The sequence below is a fragment of the Janibacter hoylei PVAS-1 genome (genome assembly GCF_004025845.1).
Taxonomy (GTDB): Bacteria; Actinomycetota; Actinomycetes; order Actinomycetales; family Dermatophilaceae; genus Janibacter; species Janibacter hoylei.
In genome coordinates, this window is the sequence record NZ_PIPF01000007.1 from 35,535 (window position 1) to 58,204 (window position 22,670).

The 22,670-nt window shown below is 70.8% G+C and carries 25 protein-coding genes and 1 pseudogene; 17 read left to right on the forward strand and 9 right to left on the reverse strand.

Annotated elements, in window-relative coordinates; translation table 11 throughout:
• Window positions 1-118: 118 nt before the first annotated feature.
• Genes CWN80_RS06980 through CWN80_RS06990 form a run of 3 tightly spaced genes read right to left on the reverse strand, consistent with a single transcriptional unit; the run spans window position 119 to window position 2,543 of the window.
• Complete coding sequence (locus tag CWN80_RS06980) at window positions 119-1,030, reverse strand: COX15/CtaA family protein (RefSeq protein WP_007927586.1); 912 nt, start codon at window positions 1,028-1,030, stop codon at window positions 119-121.
• Between the two features lie 54 nt (window positions 1,031-1,084).
• Window positions 1,085-1,843: an ABC transporter permease gene (locus CWN80_RS06985; RefSeq protein WP_007927585.1), complete on the reverse strand. Its 759-nt coding sequence runs from the start codon at window positions 1,841-1,843 to the stop codon at window positions 1,085-1,087.
• Entirely contained in the window at window positions 1,833-2,543 is a 711-nt protein-coding gene (locus CWN80_RS06990; RefSeq protein WP_007927584.1) for an ABC transporter ATP-binding protein, read from the reverse strand. Before CWN80_RS06990 ends, CWN80_RS06985 begins: the two co-directional genes overlap by 11 nt.
• Before the next feature lie 87 nt (window positions 2,544-2,630).
• Here CWN80_RS06990 and CWN80_RS06995 point away from each other — a divergent pair, with 87 nt between their 5' ends.
• The 10 genes and pseudogenes from CWN80_RS06995 to CWN80_RS15810 all read left to right on the forward strand — a co-directional run.
• Window positions 2,631-3,371: a helix-turn-helix transcriptional regulator gene (locus tag CWN80_RS06995; RefSeq protein WP_007927583.1), complete on the forward strand. Its 741-nt coding sequence runs from the start codon at window positions 2,631-2,633 to the stop codon at window positions 3,369-3,371.
• Entirely contained in the window at window positions 3,368-4,789 is a 1,422-nt protein-coding gene (gene sufB, locus CWN80_RS07000; protein WP_007927581.1) for a Fe-S cluster assembly protein SufB, read from the forward strand. Before CWN80_RS06995 ends, sufB begins: the two co-directional genes overlap by 4 nt.
• Window positions 4,789-5,958 (forward strand): Fe-S cluster assembly protein SufD, encoded by a 1,170-nt coding sequence (gene sufD / locus CWN80_RS07005; RefSeq protein WP_007927579.1) that lies wholly within the window; start codon window positions 4,789-4,791, stop codon window positions 5,956-5,958. Before sufB ends, sufD begins: the two co-directional genes overlap by 1 nt.
• Window positions 5,955-6,290, forward strand: a complete 336-nt coding sequence (locus tag CWN80_RS07010; protein ID WP_007927575.1) for a non-heme iron oxygenase ferredoxin subunit — start codon at window positions 5,955-5,957, stop codon at window positions 6,288-6,290. Before sufD ends, CWN80_RS07010 begins: the two co-directional genes overlap by 4 nt.
• Before the next feature lie 33 nt (window positions 6,291-6,323).
• The gene (gene sufC, locus CWN80_RS07015) at window positions 6,324-7,103 is read left to right on the forward strand and encodes a Fe-S cluster assembly ATPase SufC (RefSeq protein ID WP_007927573.1); all 780 of its coding nucleotides are present in this window, start codon (window positions 6,324-6,326) and stop codon (window positions 7,101-7,103) included.
• 2 nt (window positions 7,104-7,105) lie between these two features.
• Window positions 7,106-8,386, forward strand: coding sequence for a SufS family cysteine desulfurase (locus CWN80_RS07020; RefSeq protein WP_007927571.1), 1,281 nt, complete (start codon window positions 7,106-7,108; stop codon window positions 8,384-8,386).
• On the forward strand, window positions 8,386-8,856 hold the full coding sequence (gene sufU / locus CWN80_RS07025; RefSeq protein ID WP_007927569.1) for a Fe-S cluster assembly sulfur transfer protein SufU: 471 nt from the start codon (window positions 8,386-8,388) through the stop codon (window positions 8,854-8,856). Before CWN80_RS07020 ends, sufU begins: the two co-directional genes overlap by 1 nt.
• On the forward strand, window positions 8,853-9,182 hold the full coding sequence (locus CWN80_RS07030) for a metal-sulfur cluster assembly factor (RefSeq protein ID WP_007927567.1): 330 nt from the start codon (window positions 8,853-8,855) through the stop codon (window positions 9,180-9,182). The genes sufU and CWN80_RS07030 overlap by 4 nt, the downstream gene beginning before the upstream one ends.
• Before the next feature lie 11 nt (window positions 9,183-9,193).
• Window positions 9,194-9,451 (forward strand): hypothetical protein, encoded by a 258-nt coding sequence (locus CWN80_RS15805; protein ID WP_007927564.1) that lies wholly within the window; start codon window positions 9,194-9,196, stop codon window positions 9,449-9,451.
• A gap of 12 nt (window positions 9,452-9,463) precedes the next feature.
• A pseudogene (locus CWN80_RS15810) lies at window positions 9,464-9,754 on the forward strand (Vms1/Ankzf1 family peptidyl-tRNA hydrolase); the annotation flags it as partial.
• Between the two features lie 8 nt (window positions 9,755-9,762).
• Here CWN80_RS15810 and ypfJ read toward each other — a convergent pair.
• On the reverse strand, window positions 9,763-10,677 hold the full coding sequence (gene ypfJ, locus CWN80_RS07040) for a KPN_02809 family neutral zinc metallopeptidase (RefSeq protein ID WP_128277066.1): 915 nt from the start codon (window positions 10,675-10,677) through the stop codon (window positions 9,763-9,765).
• A gap of 113 nt (window positions 10,678-10,790) precedes the next feature.
• On the opposite strand from ypfJ, the gene CWN80_RS07045 reads away from it, so the two are divergent.
• The 5 genes from CWN80_RS07045 to CWN80_RS07065 all read left to right on the forward strand — a co-directional run bounded on the left by CWN80_RS07045 (window position 10,791) and on the right by CWN80_RS07065 (window position 17,560).
• A complete protein-coding gene (locus CWN80_RS07045; protein WP_128277067.1) occupies window positions 10,791-12,389 on the forward strand; it encodes an ABC-F family ATP-binding cassette domain-containing protein in 1,599 nt (532 codons plus the stop codon).
• Between the two features lie 134 nt (window positions 12,390-12,523).
• Window positions 12,524-14,173 carry a nitrite/sulfite reductase gene (locus CWN80_RS07050; RefSeq protein ID WP_007927552.1) on the forward strand — a complete coding sequence of 550 codons (1,650 nt, stop codon included), beginning with the start codon at window positions 12,524-12,526 and terminating at the stop codon, window positions 14,171-14,173.
• A complete protein-coding gene (locus CWN80_RS07055; RefSeq protein WP_007927551.1) occupies window positions 14,170-14,910 on the forward strand; it encodes a phosphoadenylyl-sulfate reductase in 741 nt (246 codons plus the stop codon). Before CWN80_RS07050 ends, CWN80_RS07055 begins: the two co-directional genes overlap by 4 nt.
• 25 nt (window positions 14,911-14,935) lie before the next feature.
• Window positions 14,936-15,583: a sirohydrochlorin chelatase gene (locus tag CWN80_RS07060; protein ID WP_007927550.1), complete on the forward strand. Its 648-nt coding sequence runs from the start codon at window positions 14,936-14,938 to the stop codon at window positions 15,581-15,583.
• Window positions 15,584-15,670: 87 nt separating this feature from the next.
• Window positions 15,671-17,560 (forward strand): ABC transporter ATP-binding protein, encoded by a 1,890-nt coding sequence (locus CWN80_RS07065; RefSeq protein WP_007927549.1) that lies wholly within the window; start codon window positions 15,671-15,673, stop codon window positions 17,558-17,560.
• A gap of 4 nt (window positions 17,561-17,564) precedes the next feature.
• Here the strand turns inward: CWN80_RS07065 and CWN80_RS07070 are convergent, their stop codons facing one another.
• From CWN80_RS07070 to CWN80_RS07080, 3 genes are read right to left on the reverse strand one after another with little or no spacing between them, the layout of a single operon-like run.
• On the reverse strand, window positions 17,565-18,341 hold the full coding sequence (locus tag CWN80_RS07070) for an SURF1 family cytochrome oxidase biogenesis protein (RefSeq protein WP_007927548.1): 777 nt from the start codon (window positions 18,339-18,341) through the stop codon (window positions 17,565-17,567).
• On the reverse strand, window positions 18,341-18,556 hold the full coding sequence (locus CWN80_RS07075; protein WP_040881269.1) for a hypothetical protein: 216 nt from the start codon (window positions 18,554-18,556) through the stop codon (window positions 18,341-18,343). The genes CWN80_RS07070 and CWN80_RS07075 overlap by 1 nt, the downstream gene beginning before the upstream one ends.
• Window positions 18,556-18,831 carry a DUF3099 domain-containing protein gene (locus CWN80_RS07080; protein ID WP_040881283.1) on the reverse strand — a complete coding sequence of 92 codons (276 nt, stop codon included), beginning with the start codon at window positions 18,829-18,831 and terminating at the stop codon, window positions 18,556-18,558. Before CWN80_RS07080 ends, CWN80_RS07075 begins: the two co-directional genes overlap by 1 nt.
• A 131-nt stretch (window positions 18,832-18,962) precedes the next feature.
• Here CWN80_RS07080 and fabG point away from each other — a divergent pair, with 131 nt between their 5' ends.
• Both fabG and fabI read left to right on the forward strand, forming a co-directional pair.
• Window positions 18,963-19,673, forward strand: coding sequence for a 3-oxoacyl-ACP reductase FabG (gene fabG, locus CWN80_RS07085; RefSeq protein ID WP_007927545.1), 711 nt, complete (start codon window positions 18,963-18,965; stop codon window positions 19,671-19,673).
• Window positions 19,674-19,701: 28 nt separating this feature from the next.
• Window positions 19,702-20,457, forward strand: a complete 756-nt coding sequence (gene fabI / locus CWN80_RS07090) for an enoyl-ACP reductase FabI (RefSeq protein ID WP_007927544.1) — start codon at window positions 19,702-19,704, stop codon at window positions 20,455-20,457.
• A 211-nt stretch (window positions 20,458-20,668) separates the two neighbouring features.
• On the opposite strand, the gene serB is transcribed toward fabI, so the two are convergent.
• Both serB and glgC read right to left on the reverse strand, forming a co-directional pair.
• Window positions 20,669-21,394 (reverse strand): phosphoserine phosphatase SerB, encoded by a 726-nt coding sequence (serB, locus tag CWN80_RS07095; protein WP_007927543.1) that lies wholly within the window; start codon window positions 21,392-21,394, stop codon window positions 20,669-20,671.
• A gap of 10 nt (window positions 21,395-21,404) precedes the next feature.
• Window positions 21,405-22,652, reverse strand: coding sequence for a glucose-1-phosphate adenylyltransferase (gene glgC, locus CWN80_RS07100; RefSeq protein WP_007927542.1), 1,248 nt, complete (start codon window positions 22,650-22,652; stop codon window positions 21,405-21,407).
• Window positions 22,653-22,670 lie beyond the last annotated feature (18 nt).

Consider the following 22,670-nt stretch of genomic DNA (forward strand, 5'->3'; position numbering starts at 1 on the left):
TCGCGCCGACCTGCCCCCTTCGTCTGCTGCTGCCATCGCCGGGTCGAAGAAGGAGCGCCCGCTCGAGCGGGCGGTCCTTCTTCGACACACGCGGCTGAGGGGCGCGTGGGCCCCGCCCTCAGTCGGCGGGGAGGGTGTCCGGGGTGCGGGACAAGACGATCGCGCGGGTGATGGCGACGACGAGGAGGCTGGCACCGAGCATGTGGGCCAGGACGAGGACCTCGGGCAGCTTGGTGAGGTACTGGACGTAGCCGACGAGGCCCTGGGCGAGGGTGACCCACAGGACGACCCACCACGCGCGGGCGGGGCCGGCGGCTCGCTCGGTGAGCTTGGCGCCCAGCCAGACGGCGACGCAGATGCCGACGAAGAGCATCACGGCGTCGGCGTGGAGCCACGAGATGGTGCGCGGGTCGAAGCCCGTGCGGGCCGGGGTGTCGGCGTCACCGGAGTGCGGCCCGGAGCCGGTGACGACCGTGCCGAGCACGAGCACGACGGCGGCGATGGCGACGAGCAGCCACTGCAGGCGGGTGACGACCGGGTGGAGCAGGGACCGGGTGCGGCCCGAGGGCTGCCGCTGGCGCCAGTAGAGCCAGGCCGACACGGCGATGAGCCCCATCGAGCACAGGAAGTGGAAGGCGACGATCCACGGGTTCAGCCCGGTGCGCACGGTGATGCCCCCGACGATCGCCTGGGCGAGGATACCGGCCATGACGACCCAGGTGCCGATGAGGAGCTCGCGCCGGTCACGCGCCCAGCGGTAGAGCGCGATGAGCAGCGCCAGCGCGACGAAACCGAGCAGCCCGGTGAGCGTCCGGTTGCCGAACTCGATGAGCTTGTGGATGCCCTCCTCCTGCTCGACGGTCGGTACGTAGGAGCCGGGGACGCACTCGGGCCAGGTCGGGCAGCCGAGGCCGGAGCCGGTGAGGCGGACGAGCCCGCCCGTGACGACGATCCCGACCTCGACGATCAGGTTGAGCAGGAGCAGGCGCGTCAGCCACGTGCGGGCGGCCTGGGGGAGGTTCTCGGGCACCCCACTACGGTATGTCGTAGCCGCGGGACCGCGGACCACCGGGTCCGACGGTGGTCAGTCTCGCCAGCGGAAGAAGCGCACGACGCCGAGGCTGAGCACCGAGCCCCACCCCACGAGGACGAGCCAGGGCAGGAACGGCACGCCGTCGCCGGTGAGGGCCTGGCGCAGGGCATCACCGAGCGCGCCCGACGGCAGCCAGCGCACGACCGCGTCGAGCCCGCCGACGGTGTCGCCGGGCAGGAGCAGCCCGCCGGCCCCGGCGAGCAGGACCCACACGAGGTTGGCCACCGCGAGCACGGCCTCGGCGCGCAGCACCCCGGCGAGCAGCAGGGCGAGGGTGACGAAGACCCACACCCCGAGCGCCGCGCTCACCGGCGTCACGAGCAGACCGAGCGGGTCGGGGCGCCAGCCGAGGACGGCCGCGACGACGCCGAGGACGACGAGCTGGCCGGCGACGACGGACGCGACGGCCAGGGCCTTGCCGGCGAGCAGCCCGTCGGTGCCGACGGGCGAGGTCGCGAGCAGGCGCAGCACGCCGTAGCGCCGGTCGAAGGCGGTCTGGATCGCCTGACCGGTGAAGGCCGTCGAGACGATGGCGAGAGCGAGCACACCGGGTGCGACGAGCGCGATCCGCGGCGCGGGCAGGTCGGGGTACGAGCTCGCGGTCAGGGCGAGCATGGCGAGCACGGGCAGGACGAGCGAGACGAGCAGCTGCTCGCCGTTGCGCACCAGGATCTCGGCCTCGAAGCGCGCCTGGGCCAGGATCCGCCGGCCGCTCGGCTGGACGGTGCTCGTCGTGGTCTCAGCGGTCACGCAGGCCTCCGGTGAGCGCGAAGTAGGCGTCCTCGAGACGAGCACCGTCGGCGATCTCGTCGGGCGTGCCGTCGGCCACGACCCGGCCGCCGGCGAGGATGACGACCCGGTCGGCGAGGCGCTCGGCCTCCTCGAACCCGTGCGTCGTGACGACGAGGGCCACGCCCTCGTCGCGCCGCTCGCGCAGCAGGTCCCACACGTCCAGGCGGGCGTGCGGGTCCAGCCCGGCGGTCGGCTCGTCGAGGAAGGCGACCTCGGGGTCGCCGAGCAGGGCTGCGGCCAGGGCGACCCGCTGGCGCTGGCCGCCGCTCAGACGACGGACCGGCGTGCGGGCGAAGGGGGTGATGTCGAGTCGGTCGACGAGCTCCGCGGCGCGGTGGGTCCGGTGGAGCCGGCCGAGGTGGGCGAGCAGGCGGGTGGCCGGCACGCTCTGGGGGAGCCCGCCGTCCTGGAGCATGACCCCGACCCGGGCGCGGTGCTCGGCGCTGGCCTGCCAGGGGTCGGTGCCGAGGACCCGGCAGCTGCCGGAGTCCGGCCGCTGCAGACCCTCGAGGCACTCGATGGTCGTCGTCTTTCCGGCGCCGTTGGGTCCGAGCACGCAGGTGATCTGCCCGGTCTCGGCAGCCCACGAAGCCCCGTCGACGGCGACGGTGTCACCGAAGACGCGGCGCAGGTCCTCCACGACGACGGCACGAGTCACAGCAGGCGAGTCTAGGCAGCAGGTGCTCCCGACCGTGGTTAGGGGGGCCTTTGTTGTGCTGTGTGTCGATTTACATAACATGGATGTGTGGTTATTTCCCCGCGAGCACCGAGGGCGTCGGCCGACGACGCCCGGATCAACGATGCCGCGTCGCGGGATGCCCGCACCCGAGACCGCGTCCTCGCCCTCATCAGCGAGCGTGGGCCCATCACGGCGGCGGACCTCGCGGCCGACCTGGGGCTCACCGCGACGGGCGTGCGCCGCCACCTCGACCAGCTCGCCGAGAGCGGCGCCGTGACCAGCCGCGCCCCGCACATGGGCAAGCGCGGTCGCGGTCGCCCGGCTCGTGAGTGGGTCGTCGGTGAGATCGGTCACGACCACCTGACCTCCGACTACGACGAGCTGGCGGCCGACGCCGTGCGCTTCGTGCGCGAGACCGCGGGCGACAAGGCGGTGCGTGCCTTCGCCGACCAGCGGGTCCGCGCACTCGAGGAGCGCTGCTCCGCCGAGATCGACCGTGCCGGCGACGACCCGGCCGCACGGACCGCGGCGCTCGTCGACGCCCTTCGCTCCGAGGGCTACGCTGCCAGCGCCCGCACGGTCGGCGACGACGTCGTCGTCGGCCTCCAGCTGTGCCAGGGCCACTGCCCGGTCCAGCACGTCGCCGCGGAGTTCCCCGAGTTGTGCGAGGCGGAGACCGACGCCTTCAGCCGCCTCCTCGGAGTCCACGTCCAACGCCTGGCCACCCTGGCCCAGGGCGATCACGTCTGCACCACCTTCGTCCCCACCCCGGGGGCGCGTCCCCACACAGAGAGGTCCACCCGATGAGCACCAACATCGAAGAGCTCAACCCAGGGCTCAAGGACATCGGCAAGTACGAGTTCGGCTGGGCCGATGCCGACACCGCGGGTGCCAGCGCCAAGCGCGGCCTCAACGAGGACGTCGTCAGCGACATCTCCGAGCGCAAGGGTGAGCCGCAGTGGATGCGCGACCTGCGTCTGAAGTCGCTGCGGCTCTTCGACAAGAAGCCCATGCCGAGCTGGGGCAGCGACCTCACCGGCATCGACTTCCAGAACATCAAGTACTTCGTGAAGTCCACGGAGAAGCAGGCCGCCTCCTGGGAGGACCTGCCCGAGGACATCAAGAACACCTACGACAAGCTCGGCATCCCCGAGGCGGAGAAGCAGCGCCTCGTCGCCGGTGTCGCGGCGCAGTACGAGTCGGAGGTCGTCTACCACCAGATCCGTGAGGACCTGGAGGAGAAGGGCGTCATCTTCGTCGACACGGACACGGGCCTGCGTGAGCACGAGGACCTCTTCCGCGAGTACTTCGGCACCGTCATCCCCGCCGGTGACAACAAGTTCTCCGCGCTCAACACCGCAGTGTGGTCGGGTGGCTCCTTCATCTACGTGCCGCCGGGTGTCCACGTCGACATCCCGCTGCAGGCCTACTTCCGGATCAACACCGAAAACATGGGCCAGTTCGAGCGGACGCTCATCATCGCCGACGAGGGCTCGTACGTGCACTACGTCGAGGGCTGCACCGCGCCGATCTACAAGACCGACTCGCTGCACAGCGCCGTCGTCGAGATCGTCGTCAAGAAGAACGCCCGCGTGCGCTACACGACGATCCAGAACTGGTCCAACAACGTCTACAACCTCGTCACCAAGCGCACCACGGTCGCCGAGGGCGGCACGATGGAGTGGGTCGACGGCAACATCGGCTCCAAGGTGACGATGAAGTACCCCGCGTGCTTCCTCCTCGGCGAGCACGCGAAGGGCGAGACCCTCTCGATCGCCTTCGCCGGCGAGGGCCAGCACCAGGACGCGGGCGCCAAGATGGTGCACGCGGCCCCCAACACGTCGAGCTCGATCGTCTCCAAGTCCGTCGCCCGTGGCGGCGGTCGCACCTCCTACCGAGGCCTCGTGCAGGTCCTCGAGGGCGCGACCAACAGCAAGTCCTCGGTCGTGTGCGACGCGCTGCTCGTCGACACGATCAGCCGCTCCGACACCTACCCCTACGTCGACGTCCGCGAGGACGACGTGCAGATGGGTCACGAGGCGACCGTCTCCAAGGTCTCGGCCGACCAGCTCTTCTACCTCATGTCCCGCGGCATGAGCGAGGAGGAGGCCATGGCGATGATCGTGCGCGGCTTCGTCGAGCCCATCGCGCGTGAGCTGCCGATGGAGTACGCCCTCGAGCTCAACCGCCTCATCGAACTCCAGATGGAAGGAGCCGTCGGCTGATGGCCCTGCTGACCGACTCGGGCCCCCAGGCCCACACGCACTCCGCCGAAACCCTCGTGCCGGACCAGTCGCGCGCGGAGCGCACCCGCTCGTGGGAGGTCGCCGACTTCCCCGTCCCGCAGGGACGGGAGGAGGACTGGCGCTTCACGCCCGTCGGGCGTCTGGCCGAGCTCTTCACCGACGAAGGGGGCTCCGCCACCCTGTCCGTCGAGCACGACCTGCCGCAGGGCGTCACCCGGACGCAGATCCCGGCGGCCGAGGCCCGCACCGCGGGCGTGCCGCTGCCGGCCGACCGCGCGGCCGCCGTCGCGGCCAGCGGTGACTCGGTCGTCGTCATCGACGTCCCGGCCGAGGCCGAGCTCGCCGAGCCGGTGCGCGTGCACCTGACGGGCGAGGCCGGCGAGCCGGTGCGCGCCCACCACCTCGTGCGCGTGGGTGCCTTCGCCAAGGCGACCCTCGTCGTCGAGCACTCGGGCACCGCCGAGTACACCGAGCTGCTGTCCGTCATCGCCGGCGACTCGGCCCAGCTGACGATCGTCAGCCTCCAGGACTGGGAGGACGACGCGGTCCACCTCGGCCAGCACGACGTCGTCGTCGGTCGGGACGCGAGCGTGCGCCACATCGCCATCACCATCGGCGGCGGCATCGTCCGGCTCAACACCAATGCCTCCTACGCGGGCCCCGGCGGCTCCTTCGAGGCCTTCGGCGTGTACTTCGCCGACGCGGGCCAGCACCTGGAGCACCGGCTCTTCGTCGACCACGAGGCGCCGCACTGCTCGAGCAATGTCGAGTACAAGGGCGCGCTACAGGGCGAGACCGCGCACACCGTGTGGGTCGGCGACGTCCTGATCCGCGCCGCGGCCGAGGGCACCGAGACCTACGAGCTCAACCGCAACCTCGTGCTCACCGACGGTGCGCGGGCGGACTCCGTGCCCAATCTCGAGATCGAGACCGGCGAGATCGTCGGTGCGGGTCACGCCTCGACGACGGGCCGCTTCGACGACCAGCAGCTCTTCTACCTGCAGTCGCGCGGTGTGCCCGAGGACGAGGCCCGTCGCCTCGTCGTGCGCGGCTTCTTCAACAGCATCGTCCAGCGCATCGGTGACGCCGACATCAGCGAGCGCATCATGCGGGCGATCGACGTCGAGCTCGAAGGGGGCGCAGCGTGACCACCCCTGACGAAACGGACTTCGTGCGGGTGTGCGGCGTCGACGAGCTGCCGGCCGTCGGTGCGGCCAAGGCCGACATCGACGGGCGCCTCGTTGCCATGGTGCGCACCGAGGACGGCACCGTCCACGCGATCGACGACACGTGCACGCACGCCAACGTCTCGCTCTCCGAGGGCGAGGTGGAGGACTGCAGCATCGAGTGCTGGCTGCACGGCTCCCGCTTCGACCTCCTCACCGGCCGACCGAGCCACCTCCCGGCGACGGTCCCCGTGGCGGTCCACACCGTCCGCGTGACCGACGACGGTGACGTCCTCGTCGCCTTGGCCGGCTGACCCCACACTTCCTCCAGACAAGGACAACAGATCATGGCAACGCTTGAGATCAAGGACCTGCACGTCAGCGTCGAGACCGAGGATGGCCCCAAGGAGATCCTCAAGGGCGTCACCCTCACCATCAACTCCGGTGAGACGCACGCCATCATGGGCCCCAACGGCTCGGGCAAGTCGACCCTGGCCTACTCCATCGCGGGCCACCCGAAGTACACCGTCACCTCCGGCGAGGTCACCCTCGACGGCGAGGACGTGCTGTCGATGTCCGTCGACGAGCGCGCCCGCGCCGGTCTCTTCCTCGCGATGCAGTACCCCGTCGAGGTCCCGGGGGTCACGGTGAGCAACTTCCTGCGCACGGCCAAGACCGCCATCGACGGCGAGGCGCCCAAGCTGCGCACGTGGGTCAAGGAGGTGCGCGGCACGATGGACGAGCTGCGCATGGACCCCGCCTTCGCGGAGCGCAACGTCAACGAGGGCTTTTCCGGTGGGGAGAAGAAGCGCCACGAGATCCTCCAGATGGAGCTGCTCAAGCCGAAGTTCGCCGTCCTCGACGAGACCGACTCCGGCCTGGACGTCGACGCCCTCCGCGTCGTCTCCGAGGGTGTCAACCGCGCCAAGGAGGCCACCGGATCCGGCGTCCTGCTCATCACCCACTACACGCGGATCCTGCGGTACATCACCCCGCAGTTCGTCCACGTCTTCGTCGACGGCAAGATCGCCGAGCAGGGTGGCCCCGAGCTCGCCGACCAGCTCGAGGCCGAGGGCTACGACCGCTTCATCGCGACGGGGGAGCCCGCCACGACCGCGGGGGCCTGAGCATGACTGCGCAGCTGATCCCCGAGGGTGAGCTGGCCGCGATCCGCGGCCAGTTCCCCATCCTCGAGCGCACCGTGCGTGGGGACAAGCCGCTCGTCTACCTCGACTCCGGCGCCACCTCGCACAAGCCGCTCGCGGTCCTCGACGCCGAGCGCGACTTCCTCGTCACGGCCAACTCCGCCCCGCACCGCGGCGCGCACGCGCTGTCGGAGGAGGCCACGGAGGCCTACGAGGCCGCTCGCGCCGACATCGCCCGCTTCATCGGTGCGCAGGAGCGCGAGGTCGTCTTCACCAAAAATGCGACCGAGGCGCTCAACCTGGCCGCCTACGCCTTCTCCAACGCGGAGGTGGGCTCCCCCCTTCGTCTGGGGGAGGGCGACGAGGTGCTCATCACCGAGGCCGAGCACCACGCCAACCTCGTGCCGTGGCAGGAGCTGTGCCGGCGCACCGGTGCCACCCTGCGGTGGATCGGGGTCACCGACGACGGCCGGCTCGACCTCGACCAGCTCGACGAGCTGGTCACCGAGCGGACCAAGGTCATGGCCTTCACCCACGCGTCCAACGTGCTGGGTGCCGTCAGCGACGTGCCGCGTCTCGTCGCCGCGGCGAAGTCCGTCGGCGCGATCACCGTGCTCGACGCCTGCCAGTCGGTGCCGCACCTGCCGGTCGCGGTGCGCGAGCTCGGCGTCGACCTGCTCGCCTTCTCCGGCCACAAGATGTACGGCCCGAGCGGCATCGGTGTCCTCTGGGGCCGCTACGACCTGCTCGAGCAGATGCCCGCCTTCCTCACCGGTGGGTCGATGATCGAGGTCGTGCGGATGGAGGGCAGCACCTACGCGCCGCCGCCCACCCGCTTCGAGGCCGGCGTGCCGATGACCAGCCAGGCGATCGGTCTGGGTGCGGCCGTGCGCTGGATCCGTGACATCGGTCTGGAGCGCATCGCCGCGCACGAGCAGGCCCTCGCCGCGCAGCTGCTCGACGCGATCGCGCAGCGTCCGTGGGTGCGGCTCGTCGGCCCGGCCGACACCGTCCACCGGGGCGCGGCCGTCTCCTTCGTCGTCGACGGTGTCCACGCCCACGACGTGGGGCAGGTCCTCGACGACCAGGGCGTCGCCGTGCGCGTCGGCCACCACTGCGCGTGGCCGCTGCACCGCGCCTTCGGCGTCGCCGCCACCACGCGCGCGTCGCTCGCCGTGTACAACACGCCGGCCGAGATCGAGTCGCTCGTCACGGCGCTCGACCGCGTGCCGGAGATCTTCGGCGTGGATCGGGGTGCTGCCTGATGGACCTCTACCAGGAGCTGATCCTCGACCACTCCAAGCGCAAGGTCGGCCACGGCCTGCGTGAGGGCGAGGCCGCCGAGGTGCACCACGTGAACCCGACCTGTGGTGACGAGGTGACGCTGCGCGTCCACCTCGACGGCACCGGTCCCGAGGCGCACATCACCGACATCTCGTACGAGGCGATGGGCTGCTCGATCTCCATGGCGAGCGTGTCCATCCTCGCCGAGGAGGTCACCGGCGAGACCATCCACGAGGCGATGGACGTCCACGAGGCGATGCGCCAGATGCTCACCAGCCGGGGCCAGGACCCCGGCGACGAGGAGGTCATCGGCGACGGTGTCGCCCTCGCCGGCGTCGCCCAGTACCCCGCGCGCGTCAAGTGCGCCCTGCTGGGCTGGATGGCCCTCACCGACGCGCTGGCCCGGGCCGGCGTCGACGTCTCGACCACTTCCCAAGGAGAGAGCGCATGACCGCACAGGCCCCCACCCCGAGCAACGTCGCGGACGTCGAGGAGGCGCTGCGTGACGTCGTCGACCCCGAGCTGGGGATCAACGTCGTCGACCTCGGCCTCGTCTACGGCATCACCGTCGACCCGCAGAACCACGCGGTCATCGACATGACCCTCACCTCGGCCGCGTGCCCGCTGACCGACGTCATCGAGGACCAGGTCGACCAGGCCCTCAGCGACCTCGTCACCGACTCGCGGATCAACTGGGTCTGGATGCCGCCGTGGGGTCCGGACAAGATCACCGACGACGGGCGTGAGCAGCTGCGCGCCCTCGGCTTCAACATCTGAGCCACCACCGGATGGTCCGCACCGTCGAGGTCGACCCCGCTCGCCTCGACCGGTGGGTCGCCGGCTTCGCAGCCCGGCACGACGGCGTCACGCGCGCCGACGTGCCGGGCTCGTTCGTGCTCACCGGCGGGGACGGTGCGACCGCGACGGGGGAGCACTTCGACCACCCGCGCATCGGTCTCGTCCTCGTGCGGCGCGGCGGTCACGCCGTGGGCCGTGACGAAGGGGGCGAACTCCTCGCCCACACCTGCGGCACCGCGTATGTCTAGGGCAGGACGAAGAAGGGCGGCTGGAGCCAGCAGCGCTACGCGCGCCGGCGCGGCAACCAGACCGACGGGGTCATCGACAAGGTCGCCGACCTCGCGCTGCGCCACCTGCCTCGAGGTGCGCTCGACGCCCTCGTCGTCGGCGGCGACCGACGCATGGTCGAGCAGGTCCTCGACGACGAGCGGTTGGCCCACCTCCGCGACCTGCCGCGCCGGGAGCTGTGGGACCTGCCTGACCCGCGCTTCGCCGTGCTGCAGGAGGCAGCCCGTCGGGCCCGCTGCGTCCGGGTGGTCCTCAGGGACTGAGCCGCGACTCAGATGTTGTTGGGGTCGCTGACCTCGAAGGTGTCGCAGGAGTTGACCGAGTCGGCCTTCATCCCGCGCAGCAGCCAGGCCTGACGGGCCTTGGCCGAGCCGTGGGTCCAGGCCTCGGGCTGCACGCCGCCGCCGGACTTCTTCTGGATCTCGTCGTCGCCCACCGACTTGGCGGCACCCATCGCGTTCTTGACGTCGTCCTCGCTGATGTCGGTGATCAGTGCCTGTCCCTGGGAGTCCTCGGTCTGCGTCGCCGCCTTGATCCACATGCCGGCGAAGCAGTCGGCCATGAGCTCGACGCGCACGGCACCGGAGTCGGCGCCCTGGGGGTCCTTCTGCGCCTCGGGGAGGACGTTGTAGACGTTTTGGATGTGGTGGCCGTACTCGTGGGCGAGGACGTAGAGCTCGGCGAGCACGCCGTCCTCGGCGCCGAGCTGCTGCTCCATGATGTCGAAGAAGTCGGTGTCGATGAAGATCGACTCGTCGGTGGGGCAGTAGAAGGGGCCGACCTGGTTGCTCGCCGTGCCGCACTGCGACTGTGTCTGGCCCGTGTACACGATGACCTTGTTCGGGCCACGGAAGTCCTGCCCGGCGTTGTCGAGCGCCTTGGCCAGGTCGGGCTGCTCGCTCCAGAACTGGTGGAGACTGTTCTCGCCCAAGGTCATCAAGCAGCGACGATCCTTCTTGGCGTCGACGCCCTTCTTGCAGTTCTCCTGCACCCAGTTGTCGCCGGAGCCGGTCTCCTGCGAGCCGCCCCCGCCCCCGGTGATGTCCCCGCCCATGAAGTAGATGATCAGGGTGATGATGATGCCGACGACGCCGCCACCCCCGGCGATGACCGGGCCGCGGCCCCCTCCGCCACCGCCGCCGCCCATCCGGGAGGTGTCGAGCGAGGCGTTGTCGTTGATGCTCATGGCTGGTCCTCCATGGGGCGCGGTCCGGGGACCGACGGCGGATGCGGTGACCCGTGGGTCTGCGACTTACACTAACGGCCGACCCACCCTCAGCACGTGCAGGAGAACCACCCGTGATCACAGCCAGCGGCATCGAGCTGCGCGCGGGGTCGCGGATCCTGCTCGAGGGGGCCTCCTTCCGGGTCGCCGCGGGCGACCGGGTGGGGCTCGTCGGACGCAACGGCGCCGGCAAGACGACGCTCACCAAGGTGCTCGCCGGGCAGGGCCAGCCCGCCGCCGGCAGCGTGACCAGCAGCGGAGGTATCGGCTACCTCCCGCAGGACCCGCGCACCGGTGACCTCACGGTGACGGCCCGGCAACGGATCCTGTCCGCCCGCGGTCTGGACCGCATCGTCACCGACCGACGCACGGCCGAGCAGCGCATGTCGAGCGCCGACCCCGAGACCCTCGAGCGGGCGATGGCGCGCTTCGCCCGCCTGCAGGAGGAGTTCGAGGCGGCCGGCGGCTACGCCGCGGAGTCGGAGGCGGCGAGCATCGCCTCGGCCCTCGGCATCGACGAAGGGCGTCTGGACCAGAGCCTCGAGACGCTCTCCGGCGGGCAGCGCCGCCGGGTGGAGCTCGCCCGGATCCTGTTTTCCGGCAACGAGACCCTGCTCCTCGACGAGCCGACCAACCACCTCGACGCCGACTCGATCGCCTGGCTGCGCGACCACCTGAAGAACTACAAGGGCGGGCTGATCATCATCAGCCACGACGTCGACCTGCTCGAGGTCGTCGTCAACCGGGTCTTCCACCTCGACGCCAACCGCTGCGAGATCGACCAGTACAACATGGGCTGGAAGAACTACCTCCAGCAGCGCGAGACAGACGAGCGCCGCCGCAAGCGCGAGCTGCAGAACGCGCAGAAGAAGGCCGGCGCCCTGCTCGACCAGGCCGAGAAGATGCGCGCCAAGGCGACCAAGGCCACCGCTGCCCAGCAGATGATCAAGCGGGCCGAGCGGATGCTCGCCGGCGTCGAGGGGGAGCGGACCCAGGACCGCGTGGCCAAGCTGCGCTTCCCCGACCCCGCGCCCTGCGGGCGGACCCCCCTTCGCGCCTCTGGGCTCTCCCGCTCCTACGGGAGCCTGGAGATCTTCACCGACGTCGACCTCGCGATCGACAGGGGGAGCAAGGTCGTCGTGCTCGGTCTCAACGGCGCCGGCAAGACGACGCTGCTGCGGATGCTCGCCGGCGTCGATGCGCCGGACACCGGGCAGGTCGAGCCGGGGCACGGCCTCAAGCTCGGCTACTACGCCCAGGAGCACGAAAACCTCGACGTCGACCGCTCGGTCCTGGCCAACATGAAGTCGGCCGCACCCGACCTCGGCGAGACCGAGGTGCGCAAGGTCCTGGGCTCCTTCCTCTTCAGCGGCGACGACGTCGACAAGCCGGCCGGCGTGCTCTCCGGCGGGGAGAAGACGCGCCTGTCCCTCGCGCTCCTCGTCGTCTCGAGCGCCAACGTGCTGCTCCTCGACGAGCCGACCAACAACCTCGACCCTGCCAGCCGCGAGGAGATCCTCGGGGCGCTGTCGACCTTCAAGGGCGCGGTCGTGCTCGTCACGCACGACGAGGGTGCGGTCGACGCGCTGCAGCCGGAGCGGATCCTGCTGCTGCCCGACGGGGTCGAGGACTTCTACAACGCGGACTACCGCGACCTGATCACCCTCGCCTGAGCCAGCGGCGGGAGGTCTGAGCCGGTCGACCGCCAACTCCGGCACGTCGCGAGGCGGCGGCACCGCCAGCACGTGAGACACATAACCGTGGGTTATGTGATCCATAAGTACGCCCGTAGGATGGGAGGGTGACTGTGACGACCCGCCCCACCCGCACGAAGTCCACCGGTGCCTGGGCCGACGGCGACCGGACCCCGCTGAACCACAACGAGGAGTTCAAGCAGGAGGACGACGCGCTCAACGTGCGCGCGCGGATCGAGGACGTGTACGCCCAGGGCGGCTTCGGCTCGATCTCTCCGGACGACCTGTCCGGCCGCTTCCGCTGGTGGGGTCTGTACACCCAGCGCAAGCAGGGGCTCGACGGTACGCACACCGGCGAGGACGGCCTCGACGACGAGTACTTCATGATGCGCGTGCGCAGCGACGGCGGCCGGATGAGCACCGAGCAGCTGCGCACCGTCGCAGGCATCAGCACCGAGTTCGCCCGTGACACGGCCGACGTGTCCGACCGGCAAAACATCCAGCTCCACTGGATCCGCATCGAGGACGTCCCCGAGATCTGGCGTCGTCTCGAGTCGGTCGGTCTGTCGACGACCGAGGCCTGCGGCGACTGCCCGCGGACCATGCTCGGCTCGCCGGTCGCGGGCATCGACAAGGCGGAGATCGTCGACGGCACGCCGGCCATCGACATCATCAAGCGGGAGTACATCGGCAGCCCCGAGTTCTCCAACCTCCCGCGCAAGTACAAGACGGCGATCTCGGGCTCGCCGGTCCTCGACATCGCCCACGAGATCAACGACATCTCCTTCGTCGGTGTCGAGCACCCGGAGCACGGGCCCGGGTTCGACGTGTGGGTCGGCGGTGGCCTGTCGGTCAAGCCGATCTTCGCCCAGCGCCTCGGCGTGTGGGTGCCGCTCGAGGACGTCCCGGCCGTCTGGCACGGGGTCACCTCGATCTTCCGCGACCACGGCTACCGGCGTCTGCGCAACAAGGCCCGTCTGAAGTTCCTCATGGCCGACTGGGGCGCCGAGAAGTTCCGCCAGGTCCTCGAGGACGACTACCTCGGCCGCCGTCTCGTCGACGGGCCCGAGGCCGTCGCGCCGAAGGGGAGCCGCCGCGACCACGTCGGCATCCACGAGCAGGTCGACGGTCGGGTCTGGGTCGGCGCCGCGCCGATCGCCGGCCGCATGACCGGCACGAAGCTCACCCGTCTCGCCGACCTCGCCGAGGCCGCGGGGTCGCAGCGGATCCGCTTCACCCCGCACCAGAAGGTCCTCGTCCTCGACGTCGAGCCGGACAAGGCCGACGCCCTCGCGGCCGACCTCAAGGAGATCGACCTCGACGTGCACCCCAGCGAGTGGCGCCGCAACGTCCTCGCCTGCACTGGTCTCGAGTTCTGCAAGCTCGCCCTGACCGACACCAAGAACCGCGCCCGGTGGACCGTCGAGGAGCTCGAGAAGCGCCTGACCATCGACGTGCCCTTCAGCATCCACTTCAACGGCTGCCCCAACAGCTGCGCCCGCAGCCAGGTCGCCGACGTCGGCCTCAAGGGCATGCTCGACAAGCGCGAGGACGGCACCCACCAGGAGGTCTTCCAGGTCCACCTCGGTGGCGCCCTGGCCGAGGACACCGCCCTGGCCCGCAAGACCCGCGCGCTCAAGGTCGCCGGTGACGACCTGCCGGACTACATCGAGCGCCTCGCCCGCACCTACCTCGCCCAGCGGGACGAAGGGGAGTCCTTCGCCCTGTGGGTGCGCCGAGCCGACGAGGACGACATCCGATGAGCACGCTTCTCGACACCGACCGCCTGCGTGAGCTCGCCCGTGAGGGGGAGGAGCGCTTCACCGCTCTCGAGGCGGAGCTCGGCGGGACCCACGAGGGCCGGGTCGAGATCGGTCGGCAGGCGCTGCAGTGGGCCCACGAGACCTTCGGCGAGGGGCTGACCGTCGCCAGCTCGATGGGTGACGAGGTGCTCGTCCACCTCGTCGGCACGACGCTCGACGGGGCGGACGTGTTCTTCCTCGACACCGGCTACCACTTCGCCGAGACCCTCGGCACCCGCGACGCCTACGAGGCGATGCTGCCGATCAGCATCCGCACGATCTACCCGAAGCTCACGGTCGCCGAGCAGGACGCCGAGCACGGGCCGAAGCTGCACGACCGCGACCCCAACCTGTGCTGCGCGATGCGCAAGGTCGAGCCGCTCAACCGGGCGCTCGAGGAGCACGATGCCTGGGTCACCGGCATGCGTCGCGAGGACGCGCCGACCCGCACCGACATCACCGTCGTCGGGTGGGACGAGCGTCGCGGCATGGTCAAGCTCAACCCCATCGCCGGCTGGACCCAGGACGACGTCGACCGGTACGCCGCCGAGCAGTCGGTCTTCCTCAACCCCCTTCGCCAGAGCGGCTACGCCTCGATCGGTTGCGCCCCCTGCACGCGGCCCGTCGCCGAGGGCGAGGACGCTCGCGCCGGTCGCTGGTCGGGCACCGACAAGGTGGAGTGCGGACTGCACACGTGACGCATTTCCCTAGGGAGATGCGGTCATGACGACGGTCCTGCTGGCCCACGGCTCGCCGGACCCGCGGCACTCCACGACCCTGGAGCGGCTGCGCGCCAGGGTCGCCGGCCCCTTGGCGGACGAGGGGCGCGGCGAGACCCACCTCGTCTACATCGAGAACGACCACCCGCGCCCCGAAGAGCTCGGGCCGCGGATCGCCGACGACCTCACCGTCGTCCCGATGCTCATCACGCCGGCCTTCCACGCCCGGGTCGACGTACCCGCCGCCGTGCGGGCACTGGGCGCGGGCGGTGGACGGGCCCGGGTCACCAGCGCCCTGGGCGGGCACCCGCTGCTGCTCACCGCCGTCGAGGAGAGCCTGCGCGCTGCGGGCCATGACGAAGGGAGCCACGTCCTCCTCGTCGCCGGCGGGTCGAGCTCCGGTCAGGCGGGACAAAGCCTCCGCACCCTCCTCGACGCGCACCCGCGCCCCGGGTGGATGACGATGACGCTCGCCGCGCCCCGCGCGGGCGCCACCCGCGACCGGGTCGTCGTCCCGGCCACGCTCGCCGAGGGGGTCCTCCACGACAAGGTGGCCGCCCTCGCCGCTGCCGGGGGATCCCCCTTCGTCCCCGGCGGGCTCGCCGACACGTCGGCCCTCGCGCGTCTCGTCCTGCACCGCGTGCTGGGCTGAGGCTCCGGCCACGACTTTGGATGCGCGGGGAATCGACCGTGGTGCACGGTGGTTGTCGTCCCGGGACGACACGAGGAGCGCACACCGATGATGAACAGCGCATGGGGGCTCATGCAGTCGATGAGCCACGGCGACCAGGCCAGGGCGACGCCACTGCCGCGCGGCACCGCACGACGGGTGCTCGGCTACGCCCGCCCCTTCCGAGGACTCATCGCCGGCTTCCTCCTGCTCGTCGCCCTCGGGTCGCTGACCGTCGTCGCCGTGCCACTGCTGCTCCAGCGACTCATCGACGACGGCGTCACGCCCCAGGACCGCAGCGTCGTGGTGACGCTCGCCCTGCTCGTGGCGCTCATCGCCCTCGTCGAGGCGGCGACCACCCTGGTCCAGCGCTGGTTTTCCGCGAGCATCGGCGAGGGGCTCATCCACCACCTGCGCACCGAGGTCTTCACCCACGTCCTGCGCCAGCCCATCGCCTTCTTCACCCGGGCCCAGACCGGCGCCCTCGTCAGCCGGCTCAACAACGACGTCATCGGTGCCCAGCAGGCCTTCACGACGGTCCTGTCGTCCGTCGTCAGCAATGTCATCTCGCTCGTGCTCATCCTCGGGGCGATGTTTGCCCTGTCGTGGCAGCTGACGCTCGCAGCGCTGGTCCTCGTCCCCTTCTTCATCCTCCCGGCGAAGTGGATGGGGCGGCGCCTGGCCTCGCTGTCCGCCGAGCAGATGAACCTCAACGCCGACCTCGGCAACCAGATGACCGAGCGCTTCAACGTCGCCGGTGCGCTGCTCGTCAAGATCTTCGGCCAACCCGCCCGCGAGATCGCCCAGTACGACCAGCGCGCCGCCCGGGTGCGGGACATCGGTGTGCGGATCGCGGTCAACCGGGCCGTCTTCTTCGTCATGCTCACGCTGCTCGCGTCCATCGCGACGGCGATGGTCTACGGCTTCGGCGGGATCATGGCCGTCGAGGGAACGCTGACCGTCGGGACCCTGCTCGCCCTCGCCGCCCTGCTCGCCCGGCTCTACGGACCGCTCACGGCGATCTCCAACGTCCACGTCGACATCCTCACCGCACTCGTCTCCTTCGCCCGCCTCTTCGAGCTGCTCGACATGCCATCGAGCATCAGCGAGTCCCCGGACGCGCGACCGCTGCCCGAGGGGCAGGCCCTGTCCGTCGAGCTCGACGACGTGCACTTCACCTACCCCGGCGCCGAGGCGATCTCGCTGCGGTCCCTCGAGGGAGCCACGACCGGTGACCGGGAGGAGGGTGGCCCGGTGCTCCGGGGGGTCAGCCTGCGTGCCGAGCCCGGGCAGCTCGTCGCCCTCGTCGGCCCGAGCGGTGCGGGCAAGAGCACGATCACCTCGCTCGTCACCCGCTTCTACGACCCGACATCCGGTGCCGTGCGGATCGGCGGTCGCGACCTGCGCGAGGCCACCCTCGAGTCGGTCGGCGCGACGGTCGGGATGGTCACCCAGGAGGCGCACCTCTTCCACGACACCCTGCGAGCCAACCTCGCCTACGCCAAGCCGGAGGCCACCGAGGAGGAGATGTGGGCGGCTCTCGAGGCGGCCCGCATCGCCCACCTCGTGCACACCCTGCCGGCCGGGCTCGACACCGTCGTCGGTGACCGCGGGCACCGGCTCTCGGGCGGGGAGAAGCAGCGCTTCGCCATCGCCCGACTGCTGCTCAAGTCGCCGGCCGTGCTCATCCTCGACGAGGCCACCGCCCACCTCGACAGCGAGTCGGAGGTCGCCGTCCAGCGAGCCCTCGACACCGCTCTGCAGGGCCGCACCGCGATCGTCATCGCCCACCGGCTCTCGACGATCCGGGCCGCCGACCAGATCCTCGTCGTCGACGACGGACGTGTCGTCGAGCAGGGCACCCACACCGATCTGCTCGCGGCAGGTGGTCTCTACGCGACCCTCTACACGACGCAGTACGACGGGGGAGCGGCCGAGCGGGCCGAGGTCGTCGGCTGACCGGTCAGCCGTCCTCCTCGTCCCAGATCCGCACCTTCTTGGGGCGGGGCGTGCGCTCCGTGCCGGAGCCCTCGAGCGACTCGCGACGCAGCGCGAGGACGAGGAAGGCCCAGAAGGCGGGGATCGCCAGCCACCACTGGATCGCATACGCCATGTGCGGGCCGGTGTCGGTGTCCGGCACCTCGAGCGGGTCCGGGCGGTCGACCTCTGGGTCCTCGGACTGCAGCGCCAGGTAGCCGCCGAGCAGTCGTCCGTCGACCTGGCCCGCGACCTCGTCGAGGTTGATGCTCGCGAGCTGGCCCTCGGGCATGTCGCGGCCGAGGCTCCGCTCACCGAGGCGGACCCAGCCGGTGACGTCGACCGTGCCGGTCGGTGCCGGAGGGACCTCCGGGGCGACATCCGCCCCCTTCGGGCTGTTGGGGACCCACCCACGGTCGACGACGACGACCTCGCCCCCGGCCAGACGAAGGGGGACGAGCACCTCGTACCCGTACGTGCCGTCGAGCGGGCGGTTGCGCACGAGCAGCTGCTCGTCGGTGAGGTACGTGCCCTGCGCCGTCACCCGGGTCCACTCGACGTCGACCGGGGCCGGCTGCTCGCTGAGGACCTCGGTGACCGGCAACGGAGCGGCGGAGTAGTGCGACTCGATCCGCTCGGCCCGCGCCGAGCGGTCCTCGTACTTGCCCCACTGCCACTGGCCGAGCAGCACGAAGGCGACCGACGCGACGACGGCGAGGGCGAACCACCCGAGCCACCTCGGGGTGAGGGCCAGCCGCAGCATCAGCCGGCGTCGGCAGGGATGTTGGCGACGGCGCAGGTCTCGACGGGGAATCCGCGGACCGCGAGGTGCTCGCGCAGGTGCTCCTCGTGCTCGTCGCAGGCGAGCCAGACCTTGCGGCGGGACTCGTCGTGGATGCGGGGGTTGCGCCACAGCACCGCGCGGGTCGCCGTGGCCTTGCAGGCCTTGCGGCTGCAGATCAGCTCGTCGACCGTCATCACGAACCCAGCTGTCGTCGGTGGTCGGTCACGGCCTGGAAGCTGTCGTCGGCACCACGCGGCCGCACGGCGTTGACGAGCACGACGGCGACGTAGGGGAGGACGACGGCCAGGGCCACGCACACCCACCTCAGCCAGCCCTCGAAGAAGTACGCGCCGACGAAGCAGACGGTCCGCAGCGCCATCGTTGCGAGGTACTGGCGCATCCGACCGGCCTGCTCCTCCTGGAGCGAGATCGGGGCGGTCGTCACCGACGGGACGGACGTGTGGGGCACCTCCTCAGCGTACGCCGCGCACCCGGCCGCCCCGTCCACGGGGCGAGCCCGGTACCGCGTACCCGGCGGTAGTGATCTAGCGTGCGTCACGACGTGACCTGACCCACACCGCACCGACGAAGGGAGCTTCGATGACGTCGCGACGCGTGCTCGTCACCGGGGGCAACCGAGGGATCGGCGAGGCCATCGCCCGCCGCATGCAGTCCGACGGCCACCGGGTCGTCGTCACCTCGCGCTCTGGGGACCCCGTCGACGGACTGGACGTCGTGGCCTGCGAGATCACCGACAGCGACTCGGTCGATCAGGCCTTCTCGGCCGCCACCGAGCTGCTCGGCGGTGACGTCGAGGTGCTCGTCGCCAATGCCGGCATCACCAAGGACACCCTGCTCATGCGGATGTCCGACGACGACTTCTCGAGCGTCGTCGACACCAACCTCCACGGCACCTTCCGCTGCGTGCGACGCGCGGCCACGCCCATGGTCAAGGCGCGCTTCGGTCGGGTCGTGCTGCTGTCCAGCGTCGTCGGCCTCTACGGCTCGCCGGGGCAGGCCAACTACGCCGCCTCCAAGGCGGGCCTGGTCGGCATCGCCCGGTCGATGACGCGAGAGCTCGGAGCCCGCGGCATCACGGCCAACGTCGTGGCCCCCGGCTTCATCGAGACGGACATGACCGCCGAGCTGCCCGACAAGACCAAGGCGGAGTACCAGGCCGCCATCCCCGCCCGCCGCTACGGGCAGGCCGACGAGGTCGCCGCCGCGATCTCCTTCCTCGTCTCCGACGAGGCCGCGTACATCTCCGGCGCCGTCATCCCGGTCGACGGCGGCCTCGGCATGGGTCACTGACCCGCACCCTCCCTCCGAAAGGCAGCAGATGCTCACCGGCAAGACCTTCCTCATCACCGGCGTCCTCATGGAGTCGTCGATCGCCTTCCACGTCGCCAAGATCGCGCAGGAGCAGGGTGCCCAGGTCATCCTCACCAGCTTCGGTCGGACGATGAAGATCACCCGCACCATCGCCAAGCGCCTGCCGCAGGAGGCACCGGTCATCGAGCTCGACGTGACGAGCGAGGAGGACCTCGCGGCCCTCGCCGACCGCATCGGCGAGCACGCCGAACGACTCGACGGCGTGCTGCACTCGATCGGCTTCGCGCCCGAGGGCGCCTTCACCTTCCTCGACGCGACGTGGGAGGACGTCGGCACCGCCGTGCACGTCTCGGCCTACTCGCTCAAGGCGCTGGCCGTCGCGGCGCTGCCCCGCATGACCCAGGGCGGCTCGATCGTCGGTCTGACCTTCGACGCGAGCTACGCCTGGCCGGTCTACGACTGGATGGGCGTGGCCAAGGCCGCCTTCGAGTCGACCAACCGGTACCTCGCCCGCGACCTCGGCCCGAAGGGGGTCCGCTGCAACCTCGTCGCCGCCGGCCCGATCCGCACGACGGCGGCGAAGTCGATCCCCGGCTTCGAGCAGTTCGAGGAGACGTGGGACGACCGCGCCCCCGTGGGCTGGGACGTGGGCGACCCGGTGCCGACCGCCAAGGCCTGCACGATGCTGCTCTCCGACTGGTTCCCTGCGACGACCGGCGAGATCCTGCACGTCGACGGCGGCGTGCACGCGATGGGGGTCTGACCTCCCTTCGTCCGCGGCCGGTCGACTCACGTTCCCTGAGGAGGCCGTCCGCGGCCGTCTCGAAGGGGTCGGACGTCGGGCGAAGGGAGACGTCGGCACCCGCCGACGTCCTTCGTCGGCGTGTGGGCGCCTGATCGTTCTCGACGTCGGCTTGATGTGTGCCGACATCTCCCTTCGCACTCCGCAGCGCGAACTGCCGTCCGCCGCGCGGTCAGGCGAGGGGGTGGCCGCCCTCGTCGTCGGGCTGGGGGACCGGGGTGACGCCGAGCAGGTCGAGGACCTGGCGCAGGTCGGGCTCGTCGATCGCGACGTCGGCCTGCTCGCGCACGGTGGGCTTGGCGCAGAAGGCGATGCCGACCTGTGCGGCCGCCATCATGTCGAGGTCGTTGGCGCCGTCGCCGACGGCCACGGTGCGGTCCATGTCCACCCCGGAGGCGGCAGCGAGCCGGGTGATGAAGTCGGCCTTGGCCGCGCGGTCGACGACCTCGCCGAGGACCTTGCCGGTGAGCCGTCCGTCGACGATCTCGAGGTGGTTGGCGCGGGCGGTCGGGATGCCGAGTTCGCGGGCGAGGTCGTCGACGATCTCGGTGAAGCCGCCGCTCACCAGACCCACGACGTGACCCGCCTCGACGAGGCTGCTCACGAGGGTGCGGGCACCGGGGGTGAGCCGCACGGCGGCACGGACCCGGTCGAGCACCTCGACCGAGAGGCCCTCGAGGGTGGCGACGCGTGCGTGCAGGCTCCCCGCGAAGTCCAGCTCGCCACGCATGGCCGCCTCCGTCACAGCGGCCACCTCGTCGCGGGTGCCGGCGTGCTCGGCGATGAGCTCGATGACCTCGTCGAGGATCAGGGTGCTGTCGACGTCCATGACGAGGACGAGCGGTCCTTCGCCGGGCAGGTCGACGGGAGTGAGGGCTGGCCCGGAGCTGGAGGTCATGCGCCGCAGTCTATTTCGCGTCGAAGACGTGGCCCTTGCCGACCACGGTGATGCCGGACTCGGTGACGAGCAGGCCGCGGGCGAGGTCCTCTTCGCGGTCGTGACCGAGCCGGATGCCCTCGGGTAGCCGGACACCCTTGTCGACGATGACGCGGTGCAGGTCGGCGTGCCGCCCGACGTCGACGCCGTCGAGCAGCACGCTGTCGCGCACGTGCGAGTAGCTGTGCACGAAGACCCCGGGGGAGAGGACGGAGTTGTCGACGTGGCCGCCCGAGACGACGACGCCGGGGGAGACGATCGAGTTCGTCGCGCCGCCGGCCCGCTCGTCGTCGGCGTGGACGAACTTCGCCGGTGGGTACGGGCCGTGGTGGGTGTTGATCGGCCAGCTGTAGTTGTAGAGGTTGAAGACCGGGTGGATCGACGTCAGGTCGAGGTGGGCGTCGAAGTAGCTGTCGATCGTGCCGACGTCGCGCCAGTACCCCCGGTCGCGGTCGGTCGAGCCCGGCACCGTGTTGTCGGCGAAGTCGTAGGCGTGGGCGCTGCCGCGCGCGACGAAGTCGGGCACGATGTCGCCGCCCATGTCGTGCCGGCTGTCGGCCTCGGCGTCGCGCTTGACGGCGTCCATGAGGGCGTCCGCCGTGAAGGCGTAGTTGCCCATCGACGCGTAGACCTCGTGCGGTGCGTCGGGCAGGCCGACGGGGTCCGTGGGCTTCTCGCGGAAGGCGGTGATCCGCCGACCGTCGGCGCCGACCTCCATGACCCCGAACTGGTCCGCTGTGCCGATCGGCTGGCGGATCGCGGCCACCGTGCACTCAGCCCCGGTGTCGAGGTGCTGCTCCACCATGTCGGAGAAGTCCATGCGGTAGACGTGGTCCGCACCGACGACCACGACGAGGTCCGGCCGCTCGTCGGTGATCGCGTTGAGCGACTGGTAGATCGCGTCGGCGCTGCCGGTGTACCAGCTCTTGCCCCGCCGCTGCTGGGCGGGGATGGGGGCGACGTAGTGGCCGAGGGGTGAGGCCAGCCGCCAGGCCTGGCTCACGTGGCGGTCGAGGCTGTGCGACTTGTACTGGGTGAGGACGATGACCTTGGCGTAGCCGGAGTTGACGACATTGCTCAGGGCGAAGTCGACGAGTCGGTAGATCCCGCCGAAGGGGACTGCGGGCTTCGCGCGGTCGGTGGTGAGCGGCATGAGCCGCTTGCCCTCACCTCCGGCGAGGACGATCGCCAGGACCTTGGGCTGACCTCTGCGGACCATGGTGCCCAACCTAGTCCG

Excerpts from the sequence above, each read along its gene's own strand:
- sufB (WP_007927581.1), top strand. The coding sequence starts at position 3,368 with ATGAGCACCAACATCGAAGAGCTCAACCCAGGGCTCAAGGACATCGGC.
- sufD (WP_007927579.1), top strand. The coding sequence starts at position 4,789 with ATGGCCCTGCTGACCGACTCGGGCCCCCAGGCCCACACGCACTCCGCC.
- sufC (WP_007927573.1), top strand. The coding sequence starts at position 6,324 with ATGGCAACGCTTGAGATCAAGGACCTGCACGTCAGCGTCGAGACCGAG.
- CWN80_RS07020 (WP_007927571.1), top strand. The coding sequence starts at position 7,106 with ATGACTGCGCAGCTGATCCCCGAGGGTGAGCTGGCCGCGATCCGCGGC.
- sufU (WP_007927569.1), top strand. The coding sequence starts at position 8,386 with ATGGACCTCTACCAGGAGCTGATCCTCGACCACTCCAAGCGCAAGGTC.
- CWN80_RS07030 (WP_007927567.1), top strand. The coding sequence starts at position 8,853 with ATGACCGCACAGGCCCCCACCCCGAGCAACGTCGCGGACGTCGAGGAG.
- CWN80_RS15805 (WP_007927564.1), top strand. The coding sequence starts at position 9,194 with ATGGTCCGCACCGTCGAGGTCGACCCCGCTCGCCTCGACCGGTGGGTC.
- ypfJ (WP_128277066.1), bottom strand. The coding sequence starts at position 10,677 with ATGAGCATCAACGACAACGCCTCGCTCGACACCTCCCGGATGGGCGGC.
- CWN80_RS07055 (WP_007927551.1), top strand. The coding sequence starts at position 14,170 with ATGAGCACGCTTCTCGACACCGACCGCCTGCGTGAGCTCGCCCGTGAG.
- CWN80_RS07060 (WP_007927550.1), top strand. The coding sequence starts at position 14,936 with ATGACGACGGTCCTGCTGGCCCACGGCTCGCCGGACCCGCGGCACTCC.
- CWN80_RS07065 (WP_007927549.1), top strand. The coding sequence starts at position 15,671 with ATGATGAACAGCGCATGGGGGCTCATGCAGTCGATGAGCCACGGCGAC.
- CWN80_RS07070 (WP_007927548.1), bottom strand. The coding sequence starts at position 18,341 with ATGCTGCGGCTGGCCCTCACCCCGAGGTGGCTCGGGTGGTTCGCCCTC.
- CWN80_RS07075 (WP_040881269.1), bottom strand. The coding sequence starts at position 18,556 with ATGACGGTCGACGAGCTGATCTGCAGCCGCAAGGCCTGCAAGGCCACG.
- fabG (WP_007927545.1), top strand. The coding sequence starts at position 18,963 with ATGACGTCGCGACGCGTGCTCGTCACCGGGGGCAACCGAGGGATCGGC.
- fabI (WP_007927544.1), top strand. The coding sequence starts at position 19,702 with ATGCTCACCGGCAAGACCTTCCTCATCACCGGCGTCCTCATGGAGTCG.
- serB (WP_007927543.1), bottom strand. The coding sequence starts at position 21,394 with ATGACCTCCAGCTCCGGGCCAGCCCTCACTCCCGTCGACCTGCCCGGC.
- glgC (WP_007927542.1), bottom strand. The coding sequence starts at position 22,652 with ATGGTCCGCAGAGGTCAGCCCAAGGTCCTGGCGATCGTCCTCGCCGGA.